Here is a 15,836-nt window from a genome sequence, read left to right as displayed (position 1 = left end):
AACAGCTCAGCGGGGCGGCGGGCCATCGCTGAGGCAATAGCCCTGGCCGCGCACGGTGTGGATCAGGCGCCGTTCACCCTGTTCTTCGAGTTTCTGGCGCAGGTAGCGCACATACACCTCGATCACATTGCTGGCGGCGCCCTGCTGGTCGTGCCACACCTGGCGCAGGATCTGGTCGCGGCTGAGCACCTGGCCGCTGTGCTCCATCAACAGCAGCAGCAGGGCGTACTCGCGGGCGGTGAGCTGCACCTGCCGCTGGCCGCGGCGCACTTCATGGCGGCTGGGAATCAGACTCAGGTCGCCCAGGCTGAGTCGATCCTCCGGGGGCCGCCCCTTGTCGAGCAATTTGCGGTGCAAGCGCAGGCGCATCAACAGGTCGCTGGCCCCGGCGGAGGACAACCAAAAGTCCGTGGCACCCGAGCGCAGCATGCGCGAGCGGGCCGCCACGCTGTCGGTGCCGATGTCGAGCAGCATGGGCACGGGGCCAAGCCGCTCCTGCAGGGCCGGCAGTTGATCGGCGAGCTCGGCCCCAAGCACCACCAGATCGCAGCCAGCTTCCATGCCCGCGTCGCCCATCTGGCAGCGGTAGCCCGAGGCTTCCAGCCGCGGTGCCAGGGCCTCAGCCTCCTGGCCCAACAGCAGCAAGGTGGCGCCGCTCATGCCGGGGCGCCGGGTTTGGCCACATGGGGCAGGCCCCAGCCCAGCTTGTTGCGCAGCACCTGGAAAAACTCGTGATCCGCCAGGCGCACGAAGCGCACGGGGTGTTCACTGCGGCGGATCAGCACCCGGTCTTCCGGCCACACGTAGCAACCGGCGCTGCCATCCACCACCATCATCAGCCGCTCGGGCGTGGCGGGAAACACCGTGACGGGCTCCTGATCGCTGAACACCAGCGCCCGTGAGGCGAGCGAGTGGGGGGCGATCGGGGTGAGTTGCAGCACCGGGCAATCGGGGGTGATCACCGGGCCGCCGGCGCTGAGGGCGTAGGCGGTGGAGCCCGTGGGGGTGGAGAGGATCACTCCATCGGCAGCGATATCCACAGGGGCATGGCGGCCCACGGCGATCTCGAAATGGCACATCGAGGTGAGCGGCTCGCGGTGCAGGGCCATTTCGTTGAGGCAGAGCACTTCCCAGCGGCGCTGCTCACCCCGCATCACGCTCACCACCAGGGTGGTGCGCTCCTCCACGGTCCATTCACCAGCGATCACCTGCTCGAGGGCCTGCTCGAGTTCAGGCAGATAGGTTTCGGCCAGAAAACCCAGATGGCCGGTGTTGATCGTGAGGATCGGCACGTCGATCGGTGCCGTCATCCGGGCTGCAGAGAGCACGGTGCCATCGCCACCGAGCACCATGGCCATCGCCATGGAAGGTTCAAAGCCCGCGGGTACACAGGCGGCATGCCCCTTGGCCCGCAGGTGCTGGTCGGGGTTGGCAAAGCCCACCATCCCGGAGGCACTGCTGGCCCGCAGCACGTCGTAACCCGCCCCGCGCAGGCGCGCCTCGATGCTGTCGGCGGTGGCCAGGGCCAGGTCCTTGCCGTCGTTAACGATGAGTCCGACGCAGGGCACTGACAGGGAACACGCGGGGCTGACGATCAGCCGATTTTATGGGCGACCTCCGGTTCTGCTCAGAACTGCTCGAGGAAACGCAGGTCGGAGGTGAAGAGGCGGCGGATGTCATCGATGCCGTGGCGCACCATGCAGAACCGCTCCACCCCCAGGCCGGCGGCGAAGCCGCTGTAGCGCTCGGGATCGATGCCCAGCCCTTCCAGCACCGCTGGATCCACCATTCCGCAGCCCATCACCTCGAGCCAGCGGCCGCGCCATTGCACGTCCACCTCGGCGGAGGGTTCGGTGAAGGGGAAGTAGCTGGCGCGGAAGCGCACCGGCAGATCGCCGAAGAAGCGCTGCAGAAAGGTGGTCACGGTGCCGCGCAAATGGCTGAAATCCAGCCCTTCATCAATGGCCAGCACCTCCACCTGGTGGAACACCGGTGAGTGGGTGGCATCCACGGCATCGCGGCGATACACACGGCCCGGAGCCACGATCCGCACCGGCGGTGGGTTCTTCTCCAGGTGGCGGATCTGCACCGGCGAGGTGTGGGTGCGCAGCAGCTCGTGCTCGCTCAGATAAAAGGTGTCCTGCATGTCCCGCGCCGGGTGGTGCGGCGGGATGTTGAGGGCGCTGAAGTTGTAGTGGTCGGTTTCGATCTCCGGGCCTTCTTCCACCCGGTAGCCGAGGCCGGCAAAGATGTCGGTGATCTCTTCGATCGTGCTGATCAGGGGATGGCGGTGCCCAGCCGGGATGTAGGTGGCGGGCATGGTCACATCAAGGGTTTCCCCCGCGATGCGCTCGGCCATGGCCGCGGCTTTCACGGCGCTGAGCCGCTCGCTCAGCAAACCCTGCACCTGCTCCTTGAGCACGTTGGCCCGCTGGCCCACCAGCGGGCGTTCGTCGCCGGGCAGCTTGCCCATGGCGCCCAGCACGGCCGAGAGCTTGCCCTTCTTGCCCAGCAGCCCCACCCGCAGCTCTTCCAGCTCGCTGGCCGAGCCCGCTGCGCCGATGGCCTTGGCTGCATCGGCCTCCAGCTGTTCGAGCTGATCGGTGAGCTGCTGCAGGCTGATCGTGGCGCTCACGGCTGTGTTCCGGTAGCCCGTGACTTTAAGAAGACGGCCTCTAGCCTCCCCGCAGACGGCGAAAGGCCTTGCGGATCCTGATCAGCAACGACGACGGCGTGTTCGCCGCCGGTATCCGCACCCTCGCGGCCGAGGCGGCGCGGCGCGGCCATCAGGTGACGGTGGTCTGCCCCGATCAGGAGCGCTCGGCCACCGGCCATGGCCTCACCCTGCAGACCCCCCTGCGGGCCGAGCGGGCGGATGAGCTGTTCGCCTCGGGGATCACCGCCTGGGCCTGCAGCGGTACTCCGAGCGACTGCGTGAAGCTGGCGCTGTTTGCGCTGCTGGAGGAGTGGCCTGATCTGGTGCTCTCCGGCATCAACCACGGCCCCAACCTCGGCACCGACACCCTCTATTCGGGCACGGTGAGCGCCGCCATGGAGGGCACGATCGAGGGCCTGCCCGCCCTGGCGGTGAGCAGTGCCGATTTCCAATGGCGCCAGTTCGACCCCGCTGCTCGCATAGCCCTGGACGTGGCGGAGCAGGTGCACGCGGAGGGCTGGCCCCAGGGGGTGCTCCTCAATCTGAATGTGCCGCCTTTGGCTGAAGAGGCGATCGGCCCGCTGCGTTGGTGCCGCAAGGCCGTGCGCCGCTACACCGATCAATTCGACAAGCGCGTCGATCCCCGCGGCCGCACCTATTACTGGCTGGCCGGCGAGGTGGCCAACGACCTGGAGGCTGAGGTGGCCGGGCCGAGCGATTGGCCGATTGATGTGGCGCACGTGGCCTCCGGTGGCGTGTCGCTCACGCCGCTGCAGCCGGAGTTGTTCTGGCGGGGCAACGCTGCCGAGCTGCCGGCCCTGCCTCAGCTGCCCATGGGGCGGTAGATCCGCTGCAACAACCAGATGCTGATCCACAGCCCGATCACGTGGGCAAACAGCACCTGGGTGTTGCTCAACACCGAGAGCATCTCCAGCGACGTGATCGGGTAGTTGGTGATCCGGCCGCCGGGGGTGCTCATCGCTCCACCGAAGGCAAAACCCGCCTGCATGGAGGCCTGCACAAACAGGCTCCCGGCCAGTGATTGATACCCCACGGTGCCAAGGGTGAGGCCCACGAGGTCGGCCAACACGCTGCGTTTGATCAAGCGAGCGGTTTCACCCTTGCTCGGGTGCACGGCTCCATTGAGAGCACGGCCGCAGCGCACAATCAGGCCGCTCTGCCAGATCGACCAGAGCAGCACCAGGAAGGCCAGGCTTGTGAGCGAGAGGCCAGGGCCCAGGCCAAGGGCTTTGTCGGCCCGGGCGGCGATCTGGCCGCCGATGTTGTTGAACAGCAGCACTCCCATCACCACCACCCCCAGAACCACCTGAGACCAGAGCCGGATCCAGCCCAGGCGCCGCAGGGCCGCGGAGATCAGTTGCAGGTCGAGGCGATCGGCCATGGGGAGGAGCGAGGGCGCCGGAGATGGCCCAAACCTGCCATGGGAGGATGCCGGCGGCGAGGGCCTGGAAGCGCTTGTTGGTGAACCGGCCTTGATTCCTCTGCGCAGCCCCGAGCAAGCCGCACGACCCACGGCGATCGCCCTGGGCAGTTTTGATGGGCTGCATCAGGGCCACCGGCGGGTGATTGCTTCGGTGGTGGAGCGGGCCGCGGCAGCGCAGCTGGTGCCCACGGTGGTGAGTTTCTGGCCCCATCCCCGCGAGGTGCTCTACGGCGAGGCGCGCCTGCGGCTCGATCTGCCCGCCGAAAAAATCCACCTGTTGGAGCCTCTGGGCATCGAGCAGTTGGTGCTGGTGCCCTTCACGCCGGAGCTGGCGGCGCTGAGCCCCGAGCAGTTTGTGGAGCAGGTGCTGGTGCAGCAGCTGAAGGCGCAGCTGGTGGCGGTGGGGGAAAACTTCCGCTTCGGTGCCGGCCGCAGCGGCGACATCCATACCCTGCGCGCGTTGTGCGCCGAGCGGGGTATTGAGCTGCTCGTGCAGCCGATCCTCAGCGACAGCGCCGGTCGCCTCAGCAGCAGCCGGATCCGCCAGGCGCTCGAGGGCGGACAGCTGCAGGAGGCAGCCCACCTGCTGGATCGCCCCTATCGCTTCGGCGGCCGGGTGGTGCGGGGGCGAGGCCTGGGCCGTGAACTGGGTTGGCCCACCGCCAACCTCCAGGTGGATGGCCGCAAGTTTTTGCCGCAGCAGGGGGTGTACGCCGCCTGGGTGTGGCTGCAAGGGGAACGACTACCCGGTGAGCGCTTGGCGGCTGTGATGAACCTGGGGCCCCAGCCCACGGTGGATCCCACCGCACCATCGGCGGTGGAGGTGCACCTGTTGGGCCGACGCCTTGAGTTGGAAGGAGCGGAGCTGCTGGTGGAGCCGGTGGCTCTGCTCAGGCAGCAGCAACGCTTCGAGAGCCTCGAAGCCTTGGTGGCTCAGATCGCCCGAGATGCCGCAACGGCAGAGGATTTGCTGGGTTCAGCCGGCGGGGTAGGCGTTGGCCAGGCCCCAGCTGATGAAGGCGGCGATGGCCCCCAGCAGCAGAATCCCTGAAACCAGCACCAGCATTGGGCTGTCGGATTCGCTCTGCGCCATAGCCGCTGTTGTGGCGTGTGTGCGCACACCCTAAGCAGCCCTCCCCGCTTCAGTCCCGTTCATGACTGCTCCCGCACAACCTCAGCCGGTGTTGCGTCTGCTCGACGCCAACCTTGATCGCGCCCGCGAAGGCCTGCGGGTGGTGGAGGACTGGTGCCGCTTCGGCCTCGATCGCGCTGATCTGGTGGCCCGGCTCAAGGATCTGCGCCAGCGCCTGGGGCTGCTCCATGCCGATCGCTACAAGCAGGCGCGCCATACCGCAGGTGATGTGGCGGCCGGTATGGCCCATCCCGCCCAGGCCACCCGTGAGCAGCCTGCGGCCGTGGTGGCCGCCAATTGCGGCCGGGTGCAGGAAGCATTGCGGGTGCTGGAGGAATTCGGCCGCACCGAGGATCCGGCCCTGGCGGCCGAGGCCGCGGCGATCCGCTACGCCCTCTACGACCTGGAGGTGGAGTTGCTGCGGGCGAACTCGGCCGGCGATCAACGCCGTGAGCTGCTCCAGCGTTGCCGGTTGTATCTGGTGACCAGCCCCTCGGTGCAGTTGGAGGCCGTGGTGCAGGCGGCTCTTGAGGGTGGTGTGCGGCTGGTGCAGTACCGGGCCAAGGACGGGAGCCTCGGCCCTGATGGTGAGCCGCTCACTGATGGTCAGCGCCTGGTGCAGGCCCAGGCCCTGAGGGATCTCTGCAGTCGCTACGGAGCGCTGTTCCTGGTGAACGACCGCATCGACATCGCCCTGGCGGTGGATGCTGATGGTGTGCACCTGGGCCAGGGGGATCTGCCGCCTGCGCTGGCCCGCCGGCTGCTGGGCCCCGAGAAGCTGATCGGCCGCAGCACCCATGCCTTGAGTCAGTTGCGCCAGGCGGTGGCTGATGGTTGCGACTACGTGGGCGTTGGCCCGGTGAATGCCACGCCCACTAAGCCCGGCCGCGAGCCGGTGGGGCTGGCGTATGTGGGCCAGGCCGCTGCTGAGAGCCCGATTCCTTGTTTTGCGATCGGCGGCATCGAGGCCTGCAACCTGGCGGCGGTGCAGGCGGCTGGATGCAACCGCGTGGCGGTGGTGCGGGCGATTACCGCGGCGGCGGATCCGGCGGCCGCCAGCCGCGAACTGCTGGAGATGCTCAACTGAGCTGATGAGCGATATCTCCGGTCCCAGCATCGAAGTGCGCCTGAACGGCGATCCGATTCGCTGCCCCGAGGGCTTCTCCCTCCTGCAGTTGTTGGAGTGGCGCGGTTACAAACCGCAGCTGGTGGTGGTGGAGTTCAACGGCGAGATCCTGCCCCGGGCCCGCTGGGCGGATCTGCCCGTTCGGGAAGCCGATGGGGTGGAGGTGGTCACCATCGTGGGGGGCGGTTCTTAGATTTCATTGCAATTCCTGGGGTCGGTTTTGCCTCAACAGCACTCCACGCCGCTGCTGCGCCGCCTGTTCAGCCGCCTGATGCTCGCTGCGCTGCTCAGTGCTGCTCTGGCGATGGTGCTGCTGCCCCAGCCGGCACAGGCCGCCAGTGGCGGCCGCATCGGCGGCGGCAGCTTCCGTTCGGCGCCGATGCCCCGCAGCTATGGCGGTGGTGGATACAGCGGGGGCGGCTACCAGCGCGGCTTTGGCGGTGGCATCGGCTTCCCGTTCATCGTGCCCTTCTTCTTCGGTGGCGGTGGCCTGTTCGGCTTCCTGGTGCTGATGGCGGTGGTGGGCCTGGTGTTGAACGCCTTCCGCGGTGGTGGTGGAGGCGGCCAGGCGTTGCCCGCTGGCATGCGCGGCGGCAATCTCGACAGCTACCGGCCTGATGGTCCGGTGTCGATTGCGCAGCTGCAGGTGGGCTTGCTCGCTTCAGCCCGTGATCTTCAGCGCGATCTGCGCGGCCTGGCCGCTAGCTCCGATACGAGCAGCAGCAGTGGGCTGCAGCGGGTGCTGCAAGACAGCACCCTGGCGCTGCTGCGCCATCCCGATCTGTGGGTGTACGCCAACGCCGAAGTGGGTCAGGTGCCTTTTCAGGCTGCTGAGTCCACCTTCAACCGCCTTTCGATGACCGAGCGCAGCAAGCTCACGGGTGAAATCACCACCAATGTGGGTGGCTCCCGCGGGGCGGCTACCGCCACAACGGCTGGTGATGCCGATGCCACCAGCGATTACATCGCTGTAACGCTGCTGGTGGCCAGCCGCAATCGCGTCGCCCTCAAGCCGGTGAACGGCAGCGAAGACTTGCGCGAAGCCCTGCGGGTGGTGGGTTCTGTTCCCTCTGATCAGCTGCTCGCTCTCGAGGTGATTTGGCAGCCGGAAGGCGCTGGTGAGGTGCTGAGCGCCGATGAACTGATCACGGCCTATCCGGATCTGAAGCATCTTTGAGGCGCTGATCTTCGCTTTTTCTGAAGATTTGGCGAATTACAGAAACTCTTCCGCTGGATTGGTGTTGTAACGCCGGATGAGGGTGTTTCCGATGTTTAGGTTGGTAGCCCTTCATTCCTCCTACGTGTCCGCCTTGGGTCGCCATTCCGAAACCCGTGCCATGAAGTGGCAGGCCAATGGCGAATTGGCTGGCAGCGATCTTCATGCGTTGCTCAGCCGCCTGCATCAGGTGGAAACAGAAGAGCGTTCCCGCGAGTTGCAGCAATGCCTGGGCCGCCGCGCCCAGGAAGGCTGAGGTCGGCTTTCGGCGGCCTCACCAACCCTGAAGCCGATCTGCAGGTTGGCCTTGGCGGGTTGCCAGCGGCTGAGCCGCTCCCCACAGTGCGGCTCAGCTGATCGGTTCAGATGGCTCCACGCTCGCTGCAGTGGGTGAACAGCCCTGTGCTGCTTGAAGCCCTGGAGCGATACGAGCAGCGTCGTCTGCCCCGCTCCATGCAGCTCTGGGTGGAGGCGATGCTGGAGCTCAAGGCTCCTGCCCATCAGCCATTGCGCGGCCATTGTTGAGGCCGCAGTTGAGGATGCGCAGAGCCGCCATGGCGGCTCCGTAGCCGTTGTCGATGTTCACCACGCTCAGCCCTGGTGCACAACTGGCGAGCATGCCGTGCAAGGCGGCCTGTCCGCCGGCGCTCACGCCGTAGCCCACGCTCACCGGCACGCCAATCACCGGCTGCGGCACCAGCCCGGCGAGCACCGTGGGCAGAGCTCCCTCCATTCCGGCGCAAGCGATCAACACCTGCGCTGGCTCCAGCTGCTCCAGCTGGCTGAGCAGCCGGTGCAGCCCGGCCACGCCCACATCAAGGATGCAGCTGCAGCGCACGCCATGCCAGCGCAGGGCCAACTGCGCTTCGCTGGCCACCGGTAGATCGCTGGTGCCGCCGCTGAGCACCACCACTTCGCCCAGGTCGTCGCGCCAGGGGGCCGGCTCCCCAAGGCTGAGGCAGCGGGCCTCGGCGTGGAATTGCAGCTGATTGACCAGAGCAGCGACCGTTGGCTCTGCGTGCAGTAGGTCTGCCACCACCTGCGCTTTGGCGGCATCCACGCGGGTGGCGAGGGCCAGTTCACCGGCGCTGTGCAGACGCAGCAGGATCGCGGCGATCTGCTCGGCCGTTTTGTGCTCGCCCCAGATCGCCTCCACCATGCCGATGCGCTGACGGCGCTGCAGATCGAGCCGGGCGCTGTCGGTCATGCCGCCGGTTGGAGTTCGCCTTCGAACACCAGGGGGAAGGGATTGCCTTGGCGGCTGCCCGTGGCCTGGCGGGCCAGCTCCTCAAAGCGCTCTTGCACCGCTTCCACCTCAGCTAGGGGGATGGCCTTCCATTGCTCGCGGCTGGCCCAGCGAATCAGCAGCGTGCCCTCTTCGCGCTCGGGATCCCACAGCAGATCGCGGCCGAGATAGCCCGGTTGTTGCTGCAGCCAGGGTTCCCAGCTGCCCCGTTCGGCCTTGAGCCACGCCTCTCGCCCCTCGGCCGGCACCTTCACCCGCAGGTGCTCCACCACCGCCACCTCAAAGCCGCCGCCGGGTTGAACGCTCTCGGCGATCGCCACATCCGGATGACCCGCCAGCAGCATTAACAGCACCAAGGCAGTGGCGACGACCCTAGCCAGCAGGCCAGGGCGATTCACGGCTTTTGCAGCAGGGCAACGGCCTGGCAGGAGATGCCTTCTTCGCGGCCTTCCGGCCCGAGCTTCTCGTTGGTGGTGGCCTTCACGCCCACTTGCTCAGGATCCAGCCCCATGCGGCTGGCGATGGCGCTGCGCATCGCTTCGATGTGGGGTTTGAGCTTGGGACGTTCGGCGATCACCACCGAATCCACGTTCACCACGGTCCAGCCCCGCTCGGCCACCAGGGCCACCACCTGCTCCAGCAGCACCAGGCTGTCGGCCCCTTTCCATTGGGGATCGTCGGGCGGGAAATACTTGCCGATGTCGCCCAGCGACAGGGCGCCCAGCAGGGCATCCATGATCGCGTGCACGAGCACGTCGGCATCGCTGTGGCCATCGAGGCCGAGGCCGGCGGGATGCTCCAACAGCTGGCCCCCGAGGATCAACGGCCGGCCGGGCACCAAACGGTGGATGTCGTAGCCGTTGCCGATGCGAAGCTGCATGGAGCGAGAGCGCAGTGCAGGAGCCGACCCTATCGCTCCTGCTCGCTGGGGCTCAGCCCGCCTCGGAGCACCTGCAGCTGGTTGCCGTCGCGCCCCATCACCAGTACCGCTTCACCCGGCGCCAGGGTGCGCTCGGGTTCCAGGTTGGTCGCGGCCCAGCTCTGGCCCTGCCAGCGCACGCGCCCCTCGGCGCTCGCTGCTGCAAAACCACTGATCACCGTGGCGTGCCCTCGGCTGCCGCTGGCGGGGATCGCCCGCTCCCGCCGGCGCGACCAACGCTGCAGCACCAGCAGCAGCCCGCCGGTGGCCAGTGCGAACAGCAGCACTTGGCCACCAGCCATCAGCCCTGGCAGCAGCGCCGTGAACACCGACACCCCCAGGGCCGCCAGGGCTGCAGCCAGCAGGCCATCGAACTCGGCGCCGAGCCATTCCACGGCCAGCAGCGCCAGCCCCACCAGGAACCAAATCAGTGGAGGCGGAACCATCGGCTGCGGGCGACGCATGGATCACTGCGCCCATGCTGCCTAGCTTGAGCCCAGTGCGCCCGAGAGCCTGTGGAAACGCTGTTTGGCCTGCCGGCCCTGGCCGTGATCGCCCTGTTGGGGATCAACGGGGTGAAGGTCACCAGCGGCGGCCAGTCGCGCCTGGTGGAGCGGCTCGGCAAATACGACCGCCAGCTGCAGCCGGGGCTCTCGTTTGTGCTGCCGGTGGTGGAGCGGGTGGTGAGCCATGAATCGCTGAAGGAGCGGGTGCTCGATATCCCGCCGCAGCAGTGCATCACCCGCGACAACGTGGCGATCGAGGTGGATGCCGTTGTGTATTGGCAGCTGTTGGAGCACTCCCGCGCCTACTACGGCGTGGACAACCTGCAGGCGGCGATGGTGAACCTGGTGCTCACCCAGATCCGCGCCGAGATGGGCAAGCTCGATCTCGACCAAACCTTCACCACCCGCCAGGAGGTGAATGAAGCGCTGCTGCGCGAGCTCGACCAGGCCACCGATCCCTGGGGCGTGAAGGTGACGCGGGTGGAATTGCGCGACATCCAGCCCTCCCGCGGCGTGCAGCAGGCGATGGAGCAGCAGATGACCGCCGAGCGTGAAAAGCGGGCCGCGATTTTGCGCTCGGAAGGGGAGCGCGAGTCGCAGCTCAATGCCGCCCGCGGCCGGGCCGAAGCGCTGGTGCTGGATGCCAAGGCCAAACAGGAGGCCCTGCTGCTGGAGGCGGAAGCCCAGGCCAAACAGCAAGCCCTGCTGGCCCAGGCCCGCGCCGATGCCGCCCTGCGCCTGGCGGAGGTGATGCAGGCCAATTCCCAAGCTTCTGAAGCGATCCGCTTGCTGCTCGCCGGCGACTGGATGGCCATGGGTGAATCGATGGCCAATGCCCCCGCGGGCAGCGTGTTGATGGTGGATCCCCAGAGCCCTGCCGCCCTGCTCACGGCGCTGCGGGATCTGCAGAAGCCGCAGGGGTGAGGCCTACTGCTGCTGTTGTTGCTCCTGCCAGCGGGCGTAGAGGTCGGGGCGGCGCTGTTGGGTGCGCTCCTGTTGCTGTTGGGCGCGCCAGCGGGCGATGGCGCCGTGGTCGCCGCTGCGCAGCACATCCGGAACGGTGAGACCGCGGAAGTCGGCCGGCCGGGTGTAGTGGGGGTGCTCCAGCAGCAGGGCGCTGTGGCTCTCGTCTTCCAGGCAGGCCTCGGTGCCAACCGTGCCGGGCAGCAAGCGCACCACGCCGTTGATGATCGTCATCGCCGGCAGTTCGCCGCCGGTGAGCACGAAATCCCCGATCGACACCTCTTCATCGGCCAGGGCGCGGATGCGCTCGTCGAAGCCTTCGTAGTGGCCGCAGAGAAACACCAGCTGGTCGTAGTCCGCGGCCCAGCGGCGCAGGTCCGCCTGCTCGAGCGGTTTGCCCTGGGGGCTCATTAGCAGTACCCGCCGCCGCGGCAGCACCGGAATCGCCTCCACGGCTGCATACACCGGCTCGGGCTTGAGCACCATGCCGGCGCCGCCGCCGTAGGGCTCATCGTCCACCTTGCGGTAGCGATCGGTGGCGTAATCACGCGGGTTGTGCACGTGCAGTGCGGCGCGGCCGGCGGCGAAGGCACGGCCAATCACCCCAAGGCCCTGCAGCGGCGCGAACGCCTCCGGGGCCAGGCTCACCACATCAAGGCGCATGGCGGTGGCTTGCGACGCGCTCAAGCAGCGGGGGCCGCCGGCTTGCTCACCCGGCGGATCTCGGAGCTGAAGCTCGCCCGGCCTGGCGTGCCATCGGCGGGCTGCTCAATCACCGAACGCAGGCGCAGGTTGGGCTTGTTGAACCAGATGCGCTCGCGCAGCTCGCATCCGCTCTGCTCCACCACCAGCTCGAGGCTGCCGTCAGGCCAGAGGGTCCAGCTGCCCTGCTGATCGCCGCTCTGGAAGCTGCCATCGGCGGCAAACAGCAGCTGCCGCGGCGTCTGATCCTTCGGTCCCACACTGATGCCGCCCGGTTGGCTGTTGGCCGAGGGCTCCACGTAGCGCACCACCAGCTCGCCCCGCTCGCTGCTGTGCCATTCGTCGCCCTCGCCCGCATCGGCCTCGCTGCCGAGCTGGAAGCGGGAACGCAGGCTCATCCACTCGCCTTCGCAGAAGCGCAGGAAGGCCTCGATCGTGGCGGGGGGAAAGGTGGCGGGATCGCTCATCGGGCGATTCTCTCAGCTATCCCCCCGGTAGCCGAGTTCCGCCAGGCGGGAGGCGCTGCGGCGCCAGTTGGGCACCACCTTCACGAACAGCTCCAGGTACACCGGGCCATTGATCAGCTTCTGCATCTGCTGGCGGGCGCCGCTACCGATCTCGCGGAGCATGCGGCCGCCTTTGCCGATCAGGATTCCCTTCTGGCTGTTGCGCTCCACGAACACTGTGGCCAGCACGGCCGTGCGCGGGCCGTCATCCACGATCCGCTCGATCTGCACGGCCACGGAGTGGGGCACTTCTTCGCGGGTGTGTTGCAGCACCTGCTCGCGGATCAGTTCCGCCAGCAGTAGTTGCTCCGGCTGATCGCTCACCGCATCGGGTGGATAGAGGTGAGGCCCTTCCGGCAGTGCGGCGGAGAGGGCGCTGACCAGCGCTTCGGTGCCGTCGCCGTTGAGGGCGCTCACCGGATGCAGGGGCCAGTCGGGCACCAGCTCGCGGTAGCTGGCTTCCAGTTCGATCGCCTGGGCGGGGTCTACCAGGTCGTGCTTGTTGAGGGCCACGTGCACGGGGGCGCGCGCGTGGCTCAGCAGTTCCACGATGAAGCCGTCGCCCCGGCCGGCTGGTTGGCTGCCATCCACCAGCAGCAGCACCAGATCCACCTCGCCGATGGCACCGCGGGCGGTCTGCACCAAGCGCTCACCCAGCAGGTGGTGGGGTTTGTGGATGCCTGGCGTGTCCACCAGCACCAGCTGGGCCTCGGGGGTGGTGAGGATGGCGCGCAGGCGATTGCGGGTGGTTTGGGCGATGGGGGAGGTGATCGCCACCTTCTCGCCCACCAATTGATTCAGCAGCGTGGATTTGCCCACGTTGGGGCGCCCCACCAGGGCGACAAAGCCCGATCGATAGCCTTCGGGGCTCTGGCCCAGCTCAAAGCCACCGGCCATCGCCTCGGCGGGCAGATCACTCGGATCCGGGAACGGCGGAAATGAGTCGTTGGGGTGGCTTGGCTCCATAACCTCACCTTGGCAGCCCGCCGCACAGCTTCATGACCGAATCCCCAACGCTTCAGCCCACCTTCCAGCAGGCCATGGAGATCACGGCCCAGTGGCTGGCCCTCTGGGACAACGGGGAGCTGAGTGATGAGGTGCTGGGCGACCGGGTGGCCGAAATCGTGGCGAGCCGGGATGGAGCGCGGGGTTTCTTTGTGGTGTCGCTGGCGGGCGACTCCCCGCTGATGGATCGGCTGCCCGATCCGGTGGTGTTGGCGCTGCGGCAGGCGGGCGATGGCGTGGTGGATCTCACGGCCCGCAACCTGGCGATGAGCACGGCGATGGCGCTCCACCACGGGCGCAGCGGTGACACCAGCCAGCAGGGCGGATCGGAACGGGTGCAGCTGCGTTGTACAGAACTGCTGCGCCTGCTGGAGCCAGGTGCGGTGAAGCAGCGGCTGGAAACCCTGCTGGAGGGCACCGCCGGCCGCGGCGACGATGTGGCCTTCCTGGATCGCTGGGGCTACGACGCTGAGCAGAAAGCCGCGATTGGCGAGGCGGTGTTGGCTGTGGCCGAGGACTGAGGCCAATAAAAAAGCACCCCCGCAGGGGTGCCAGCACGATCCGGTTGGGACCTGAGGATCAGTCGCGGCGGCCGCCGCCGTTGAGGGCGATCACCAGGCGCAGGATGAAGATGAACAGGTTGATGTAGGTGAGATACATGCCCAGAGCGCCGGCCAGGTACTGGTCGTCGCTGTAGGTGCGGGGCATCGTGTAGAAGTCGACGAAGGCAGCGCCCACGAAGATCACGGTGCCGAAGCCGGCGATCAGCAGCTCCATGCCGCCCATGCCGAAGCCGGGCACAAAGATGCCGCCCACGATCTGCACGAGCATGGCGATCACCAGGCCGATGATGCCGAGGCCCACCACGCCGCTCAGGGCCTGACCGACGCTGTCGCTCATGCGACGGCCCATCACCGAGGCCGCTACGAAGGTGATGCCGGTGGCGAGGGCCGCCGTGCCGATGGCACCGATGCCCGCGTTGCCGATGGCCATGGCCACCAGACCGCTGAGGGTGTAGCCGGTGATCAGGCTGTAGGCGGCCAGCAGGGGCAGGGCCGTGCCGTTGTTGCCCTTCATGGCCACGTTCTGGGCCGCGAAGAAGAGGATGAAGTTGCCGATCAACGCCACCCAGAACAGGGGCATGAACAGCGCCGGGTTGCTGGCCATCAGGGCCAGACCGCCCATCACGCCACCGGCGGTAAGCACCATGCCGCCGCCCACGTAGGGCAGGGCTTTGTTGACCACATTGGGCCCCACCAGTGCGCTGGATTGCGCCTCGCGGATGGCCTCCTGGAAATTGCTGCTGGCCGGCATGGCACAGGTGGAAGACTGGTTACATCCTGCCAGCGCTTTTTCGCTTGTGGGATGAATGCAGCGCCCCTATGGGTGCGGATCTCCCTATGAGGCCCGGCGTGATTGTGATCAGCGCCGGTCGCTGGTGCGGGCTGCATCCCGGTTGGCGTAGGCCGTGACCAGCCGCTGCACCAATGGATGGCGCACCACATCGGCGGCAGTGAGCCGGCAGATGGCTACCCCCTCCACGCCTTCGAGTACCTGGGCGGCTTCAATCAGGCCGCTGAGCTGGCCGTGGGGCAGATCGATCTGGGTGGGGTCACCGGTCACCACCATGCGGGAGCCTTCGCCGAGGCGGGTGAGCACCATGCGCATCTGGGCGGTGGTGGTGTTCTGGGCCTCGTCGAGGATCACGAAGGCATCGGCCAGGGTGCGGCCGCGCATGTAGGCCAGCGGCGCCACCTCGATCACGTTCTTTTCGATCAGGGCGGCCGTGCGCTCCTGGCCCAGCAGGGTGTGGAGCGCGTCGTAAAGGGGGCGCAGATAGGGATCCACCTTCTGCTGAAGATCGCCCGGCAGAAAGCCGAGCCGCTCGCCGGCTTCCACGGCGGGGCGGGTGAGGATCAGCCGCTCCACACGACGCTCCTGCAGGGCGCGCACGGCCTGCACAGCCGCCAGGAAGGTTTTGCCTGTGCCGGCGGGGCCGAGGGCCAGGGTGAGGTCGTGGCGCTCGATCGCCTCCACGTAGGCCTTCTGCTTCAGCGTGCGCGGACGCAGCAATTTGCCGCTCTGGCTGCGGGCCAGCACCTGCTTGCCCAGTTGCTGGTGCTCCTCTCCGCGGCCGGTATCCAGCGCGGTGAGGGCGGTTTGCACATCCACCTGGGTGATCGCCTGCCCTTCCTGCCAGAGGGGGCGCAGCAGTTCCACCAGGCCAGCGGCCCGCTCCAGCTGGGTGGGGCGACCCCGCAGTTGCAATGACAAACCCCGCAGCACCAGCGAAGCACCAGTCAGGGCTTCGAGGCGATGCAGGGTGGTTTCAGCCTCCCCGGCCAACGCCAAAGCGGCGTCCTGGTCGGGAAGGTCGATCGTGAAGGTGGTGAGGGTGTCAGCCCCGGACATGGG

Annotated in this window: 22 protein-coding genes; 9 read left to right on the top strand and 13 right to left on the bottom strand. The window is 67.5% G+C overall.

From position 1 onward, the window contains the following. Nucleotides 1–6: 6 nt before the first annotated feature. From CB0101_RS06200 to pheS, 3 genes are read right to left on the bottom strand one after another with little or no spacing between them, the layout of a single operon-like run. Entirely contained in the window at nt 7–660 is a 654-nt protein-coding gene (locus tag CB0101_RS06200; RefSeq protein ID WP_010310622.1) for a response regulator transcription factor, read from the bottom strand. After that, nucleotides 657–1,568 carry an NAD(+) kinase gene (locus CB0101_RS06195; RefSeq protein WP_010310621.1) on the bottom strand — a complete coding sequence of 304 codons (912 nt, stop codon included), beginning with the start codon at nt 1,566–1,568 and terminating at the stop codon, nt 657–659. Before CB0101_RS06195 ends, CB0101_RS06200 begins: the two co-directional genes overlap by 4 nt. Nucleotides 1,569–1,627: 59 nt before the next feature. Continuing rightward, nucleotides 1,628–2,635: a phenylalanine--tRNA ligase subunit alpha gene (gene pheS, locus CB0101_RS06190; RefSeq protein ID WP_010310619.1), complete on the bottom strand. Its 1,008-nt coding sequence runs from the start codon at nt 2,633–2,635 to the stop codon at nt 1,628–1,630. A 68-nt stretch (nt 2,636–2,703) separates the two neighbouring features. Here pheS and surE point away from each other — a divergent pair, with 68 nt between their 5' ends. Continuing rightward, nucleotides 2,704–3,501 carry a 5'/3'-nucleotidase SurE gene (surE, locus tag CB0101_RS06185; RefSeq protein ID WP_010310617.1) on the top strand — a complete coding sequence of 266 codons (798 nt, stop codon included), beginning with the start codon at nt 2,704–2,706 and terminating at the stop codon, nt 3,499–3,501. On the opposite strand, the gene CB0101_RS06180 is transcribed toward surE, so the two are convergent. Then, complete coding sequence (locus CB0101_RS06180; RefSeq protein WP_010310615.1) at nt 3,480–4,058, bottom strand: DUF3611 family protein; 579 nt, start codon at nt 4,056–4,058, stop codon at nt 3,480–3,482. The two genes, surE and CB0101_RS06180, sit on opposite strands and share 22 nt — an antisense overlap. A 91-nt stretch (nt 4,059–4,149) precedes the next feature. Here CB0101_RS06180 and CB0101_RS06175 point away from each other — a divergent pair, with 91 nt between their 5' ends. The 6 genes from CB0101_RS06175 to CB0101_RS15335 all read left to right on the top strand — a co-directional run bounded on the left by CB0101_RS06175 (nt 4,150) and on the right by CB0101_RS15335 (nt 8,099). Then, complete coding sequence (locus CB0101_RS06175) at nt 4,150–5,151, top strand: bifunctional riboflavin kinase/FAD synthetase (RefSeq protein WP_043717958.1); 1,002 nt, start codon at nt 4,150–4,152, stop codon at nt 5,149–5,151. A gap of 103 nt (nt 5,152–5,254) precedes the next feature. Then, complete coding sequence (locus CB0101_RS06170) at nt 5,255–6,319, top strand: thiamine phosphate synthase (protein ID WP_029553078.1); 1,065 nt, start codon at nt 5,255–5,257, stop codon at nt 6,317–6,319. A gap of 4 nt (nt 6,320–6,323) precedes the next feature. After that, nucleotides 6,324–6,551, top strand: coding sequence for a sulfur carrier protein ThiS (gene thiS, locus CB0101_RS06165; RefSeq protein WP_010310609.1), 228 nt, complete (start codon nt 6,324–6,326; stop codon nt 6,549–6,551). A 78-nt stretch (nt 6,552–6,629) separates the two neighbouring features. Further along, a complete protein-coding gene (locus CB0101_RS06160; protein ID WP_050778802.1) occupies nt 6,630–7,535 on the top strand; it encodes a DUF1517 domain-containing protein in 906 nt (301 codons plus the stop codon). A 133-nt stretch (nt 7,536–7,668) separates the two neighbouring features. Next, nucleotides 7,669–7,830: a hypothetical protein gene (locus CB0101_RS06155; protein ID WP_246833840.1), complete on the top strand. Its 162-nt coding sequence runs from the start codon at nt 7,669–7,671 to the stop codon at nt 7,828–7,830. Between the two features lie 110 nt (nt 7,831–7,940). Further along, on the top strand, nt 7,941–8,099 hold the full coding sequence (locus tag CB0101_RS15335; protein ID WP_168187957.1) for a hypothetical protein: 159 nt from the start codon (nt 7,941–7,943) through the stop codon (nt 8,097–8,099). On the opposite strand, the gene larB is transcribed toward CB0101_RS15335, so the two are convergent. Genes larB through CB0101_RS06135 form a run of 4 tightly spaced genes read right to left on the bottom strand, consistent with a single transcriptional unit; the run spans nt 8,059 to nt 10,185 of the window. Next, nucleotides 8,059–8,781, bottom strand: coding sequence for a nickel pincer cofactor biosynthesis protein LarB (gene larB / locus CB0101_RS06150; RefSeq protein ID WP_010310600.1), 723 nt, complete (start codon nt 8,779–8,781; stop codon nt 8,059–8,061). The genes CB0101_RS15335 and larB overlap by 41 nt on opposite strands. Then, nucleotides 8,778–9,164, bottom strand: a complete 387-nt coding sequence (locus CB0101_RS06145) for a TIGR03792 family protein (protein ID WP_010310598.1) — start codon at nt 9,162–9,164, stop codon at nt 8,778–8,780. The genes larB and CB0101_RS06145 overlap by 4 nt, the downstream gene beginning before the upstream one ends. Before the next feature lie 50 nt (nt 9,165–9,214). After that, the gene (gene ispF, locus CB0101_RS06140) at nt 9,215–9,700 is read right to left on the bottom strand and encodes a 2-C-methyl-D-erythritol 2,4-cyclodiphosphate synthase (RefSeq protein ID WP_010310597.1); all 486 of its coding nucleotides are present in this window, start codon (nt 9,698–9,700) and stop codon (nt 9,215–9,217) included. Nucleotides 9,701–9,729: 29 nt separating this feature from the next. Next, nucleotides 9,730–10,185, bottom strand: a complete 456-nt coding sequence (locus CB0101_RS06135; RefSeq protein WP_010310596.1) for an NfeD family protein — start codon at nt 10,183–10,185, stop codon at nt 9,730–9,732. Between the two features lie 69 nt (nt 10,186–10,254). Here CB0101_RS06135 and CB0101_RS06130 point away from each other — a divergent pair, with 69 nt between their 5' ends. Beyond that, nucleotides 10,255–11,169, top strand: coding sequence for an SPFH domain-containing protein (locus CB0101_RS06130; protein WP_010310595.1), 915 nt, complete (start codon nt 10,255–10,257; stop codon nt 11,167–11,169). Nucleotides 11,170–11,172: 3 nt separating this feature from the next. Here the strand turns inward: CB0101_RS06130 and trmD are convergent, their stop codons facing one another. The 3 genes from trmD to era are packed head-to-tail and all read right to left on the bottom strand — an operon-like array spanning nt 11,173 to nt 13,313. Next, entirely contained in the window at nt 11,173–11,871 is a 699-nt protein-coding gene (trmD, locus tag CB0101_RS06125) for a tRNA (guanosine(37)-N1)-methyltransferase TrmD (RefSeq protein WP_010310594.1), read from the bottom strand. Nucleotides 11,872–11,891: 20 nt separating this feature from the next. Further along, on the bottom strand, nt 11,892–12,377 hold the full coding sequence (locus CB0101_RS06120) for a phycobiliprotein lyase (RefSeq protein ID WP_010310593.1): 486 nt from the start codon (nt 12,375–12,377) through the stop codon (nt 11,892–11,894). Between the two features lie 12 nt (nt 12,378–12,389). Next, the gene (era, locus tag CB0101_RS06115) at nt 12,390–13,313 is read right to left on the bottom strand and encodes a GTPase Era (protein WP_029553076.1); all 924 of its coding nucleotides are present in this window, start codon (nt 13,311–13,313) and stop codon (nt 12,390–12,392) included. A gap of 101 nt (nt 13,314–13,414) precedes the next feature. Here era and CB0101_RS06110 point away from each other — a divergent pair, with 101 nt between their 5' ends. Next, nucleotides 13,415–13,942 (top strand): hypothetical protein, encoded by a 528-nt coding sequence (locus tag CB0101_RS06110; protein WP_010310588.1) that lies wholly within the window; start codon nt 13,415–13,417, stop codon nt 13,940–13,942. A gap of 58 nt (nt 13,943–14,000) precedes the next feature. On the opposite strand, the gene CB0101_RS06105 is transcribed toward CB0101_RS06110, so the two are convergent. Together CB0101_RS06105 and CB0101_RS06100 are read right to left on the bottom strand one after the other, a co-directional pair. After that, nucleotides 14,001–14,735 (bottom strand): Bax inhibitor-1 family protein, encoded by a 735-nt coding sequence (locus tag CB0101_RS06105; RefSeq protein ID WP_010310584.1) that lies wholly within the window; start codon nt 14,733–14,735, stop codon nt 14,001–14,003. A 108-nt stretch (nt 14,736–14,843) separates the two neighbouring features. Continuing rightward, nucleotides 14,844–15,833 carry a PhoH family protein gene (locus tag CB0101_RS06100; protein WP_010310582.1) on the bottom strand — a complete coding sequence of 330 codons (990 nt, stop codon included), beginning with the start codon at nt 15,831–15,833 and terminating at the stop codon, nt 14,844–14,846. Between the last annotated feature and the right edge of the window lie 3 nt (nt 15,834–15,836).

The sequence above is a fragment of the Synechococcus sp. CB0101 genome (assembly GCF_000179235.2).
Classification (GTDB): domain Bacteria; phylum Cyanobacteriota; class Cyanobacteriia; order PCC-6307; family Cyanobiaceae; genus Vulcanococcus.
The sequence above is the reverse complement of the archived record's forward strand: the minus strand, read 5'-3'. Positions and strand labels throughout refer to the sequence as shown.

Excerpts from the sequence above, each read along its gene's own strand:
- CB0101_RS06200 (WP_010310622.1), bottom strand. The coding sequence starts at position 660 with ATGAGCGGCGCCACCTTGCTGCTGTTGGGCCAGGAGGCTGAGGCCCTG.
- CB0101_RS06180 (WP_010310615.1), bottom strand. The coding sequence starts at position 4,058 with ATGGCCGATCGCCTCGACCTGCAACTGATCTCCGCGGCCCTGCGGCGC.
- CB0101_RS06170 (WP_029553078.1), top strand. The coding sequence starts at position 5,255 with ATGACTGCTCCCGCACAACCTCAGCCGGTGTTGCGTCTGCTCGACGCC.
- thiS (WP_010310609.1), top strand. The coding sequence starts at position 6,324 with ATGAGCGATATCTCCGGTCCCAGCATCGAAGTGCGCCTGAACGGCGAT.
- CB0101_RS06160 (WP_050778802.1), top strand. The coding sequence starts at position 6,630 with ATGCTCGCTGCGCTGCTCAGTGCTGCTCTGGCGATGGTGCTGCTGCCC.
- CB0101_RS15335 (WP_168187957.1), top strand. The coding sequence starts at position 7,941 with ATGGCTCCACGCTCGCTGCAGTGGGTGAACAGCCCTGTGCTGCTTGAA.
- larB (WP_010310600.1), bottom strand. The coding sequence starts at position 8,781 with ATGACCGACAGCGCCCGGCTCGATCTGCAGCGCCGTCAGCGCATCGGC.
- CB0101_RS06145 (WP_010310598.1), bottom strand. The coding sequence starts at position 9,164 with ATGCTGCTGGCGGGTCATCCGGATGTGGCGATCGCCGAGAGCGTTCAA.
- ispF (WP_010310597.1), bottom strand. The coding sequence starts at position 9,700 with ATGCAGCTTCGCATCGGCAACGGCTACGACATCCACCGTTTGGTGCCC.
- CB0101_RS06135 (WP_010310596.1), bottom strand. The coding sequence starts at position 10,185 with ATGGTTCCGCCTCCACTGATTTGGTTCCTGGTGGGGCTGGCGCTGCTG.
- trmD (WP_010310594.1), bottom strand. The coding sequence starts at position 11,871 with ATGCGCCTTGATGTGGTGAGCCTGGCCCCGGAGGCGTTCGCGCCGCTG.
- CB0101_RS06120 (WP_010310593.1), bottom strand. The coding sequence starts at position 12,377 with ATGAGCGATCCCGCCACCTTTCCCCCCGCCACGATCGAGGCCTTCCTG.
- era (WP_029553076.1), bottom strand. The coding sequence starts at position 13,313 with ATGGCCGGTGGCTTTGAGCTGGGCCAGAGCCCCGAAGGCTATCGATCG.
- CB0101_RS06110 (WP_010310588.1), top strand. The coding sequence starts at position 13,415 with ATGACCGAATCCCCAACGCTTCAGCCCACCTTCCAGCAGGCCATGGAG.
- CB0101_RS06105 (WP_010310584.1), bottom strand. The coding sequence starts at position 14,735 with ATGCCGGCCAGCAGCAATTTCCAGGAGGCCATCCGCGAGGCGCAATCC.
- CB0101_RS06100 (WP_010310582.1), bottom strand. The coding sequence starts at position 15,833 with ATGTCCGGGGCTGACACCCTCACCACCTTCACGATCGACCTTCCCGAC.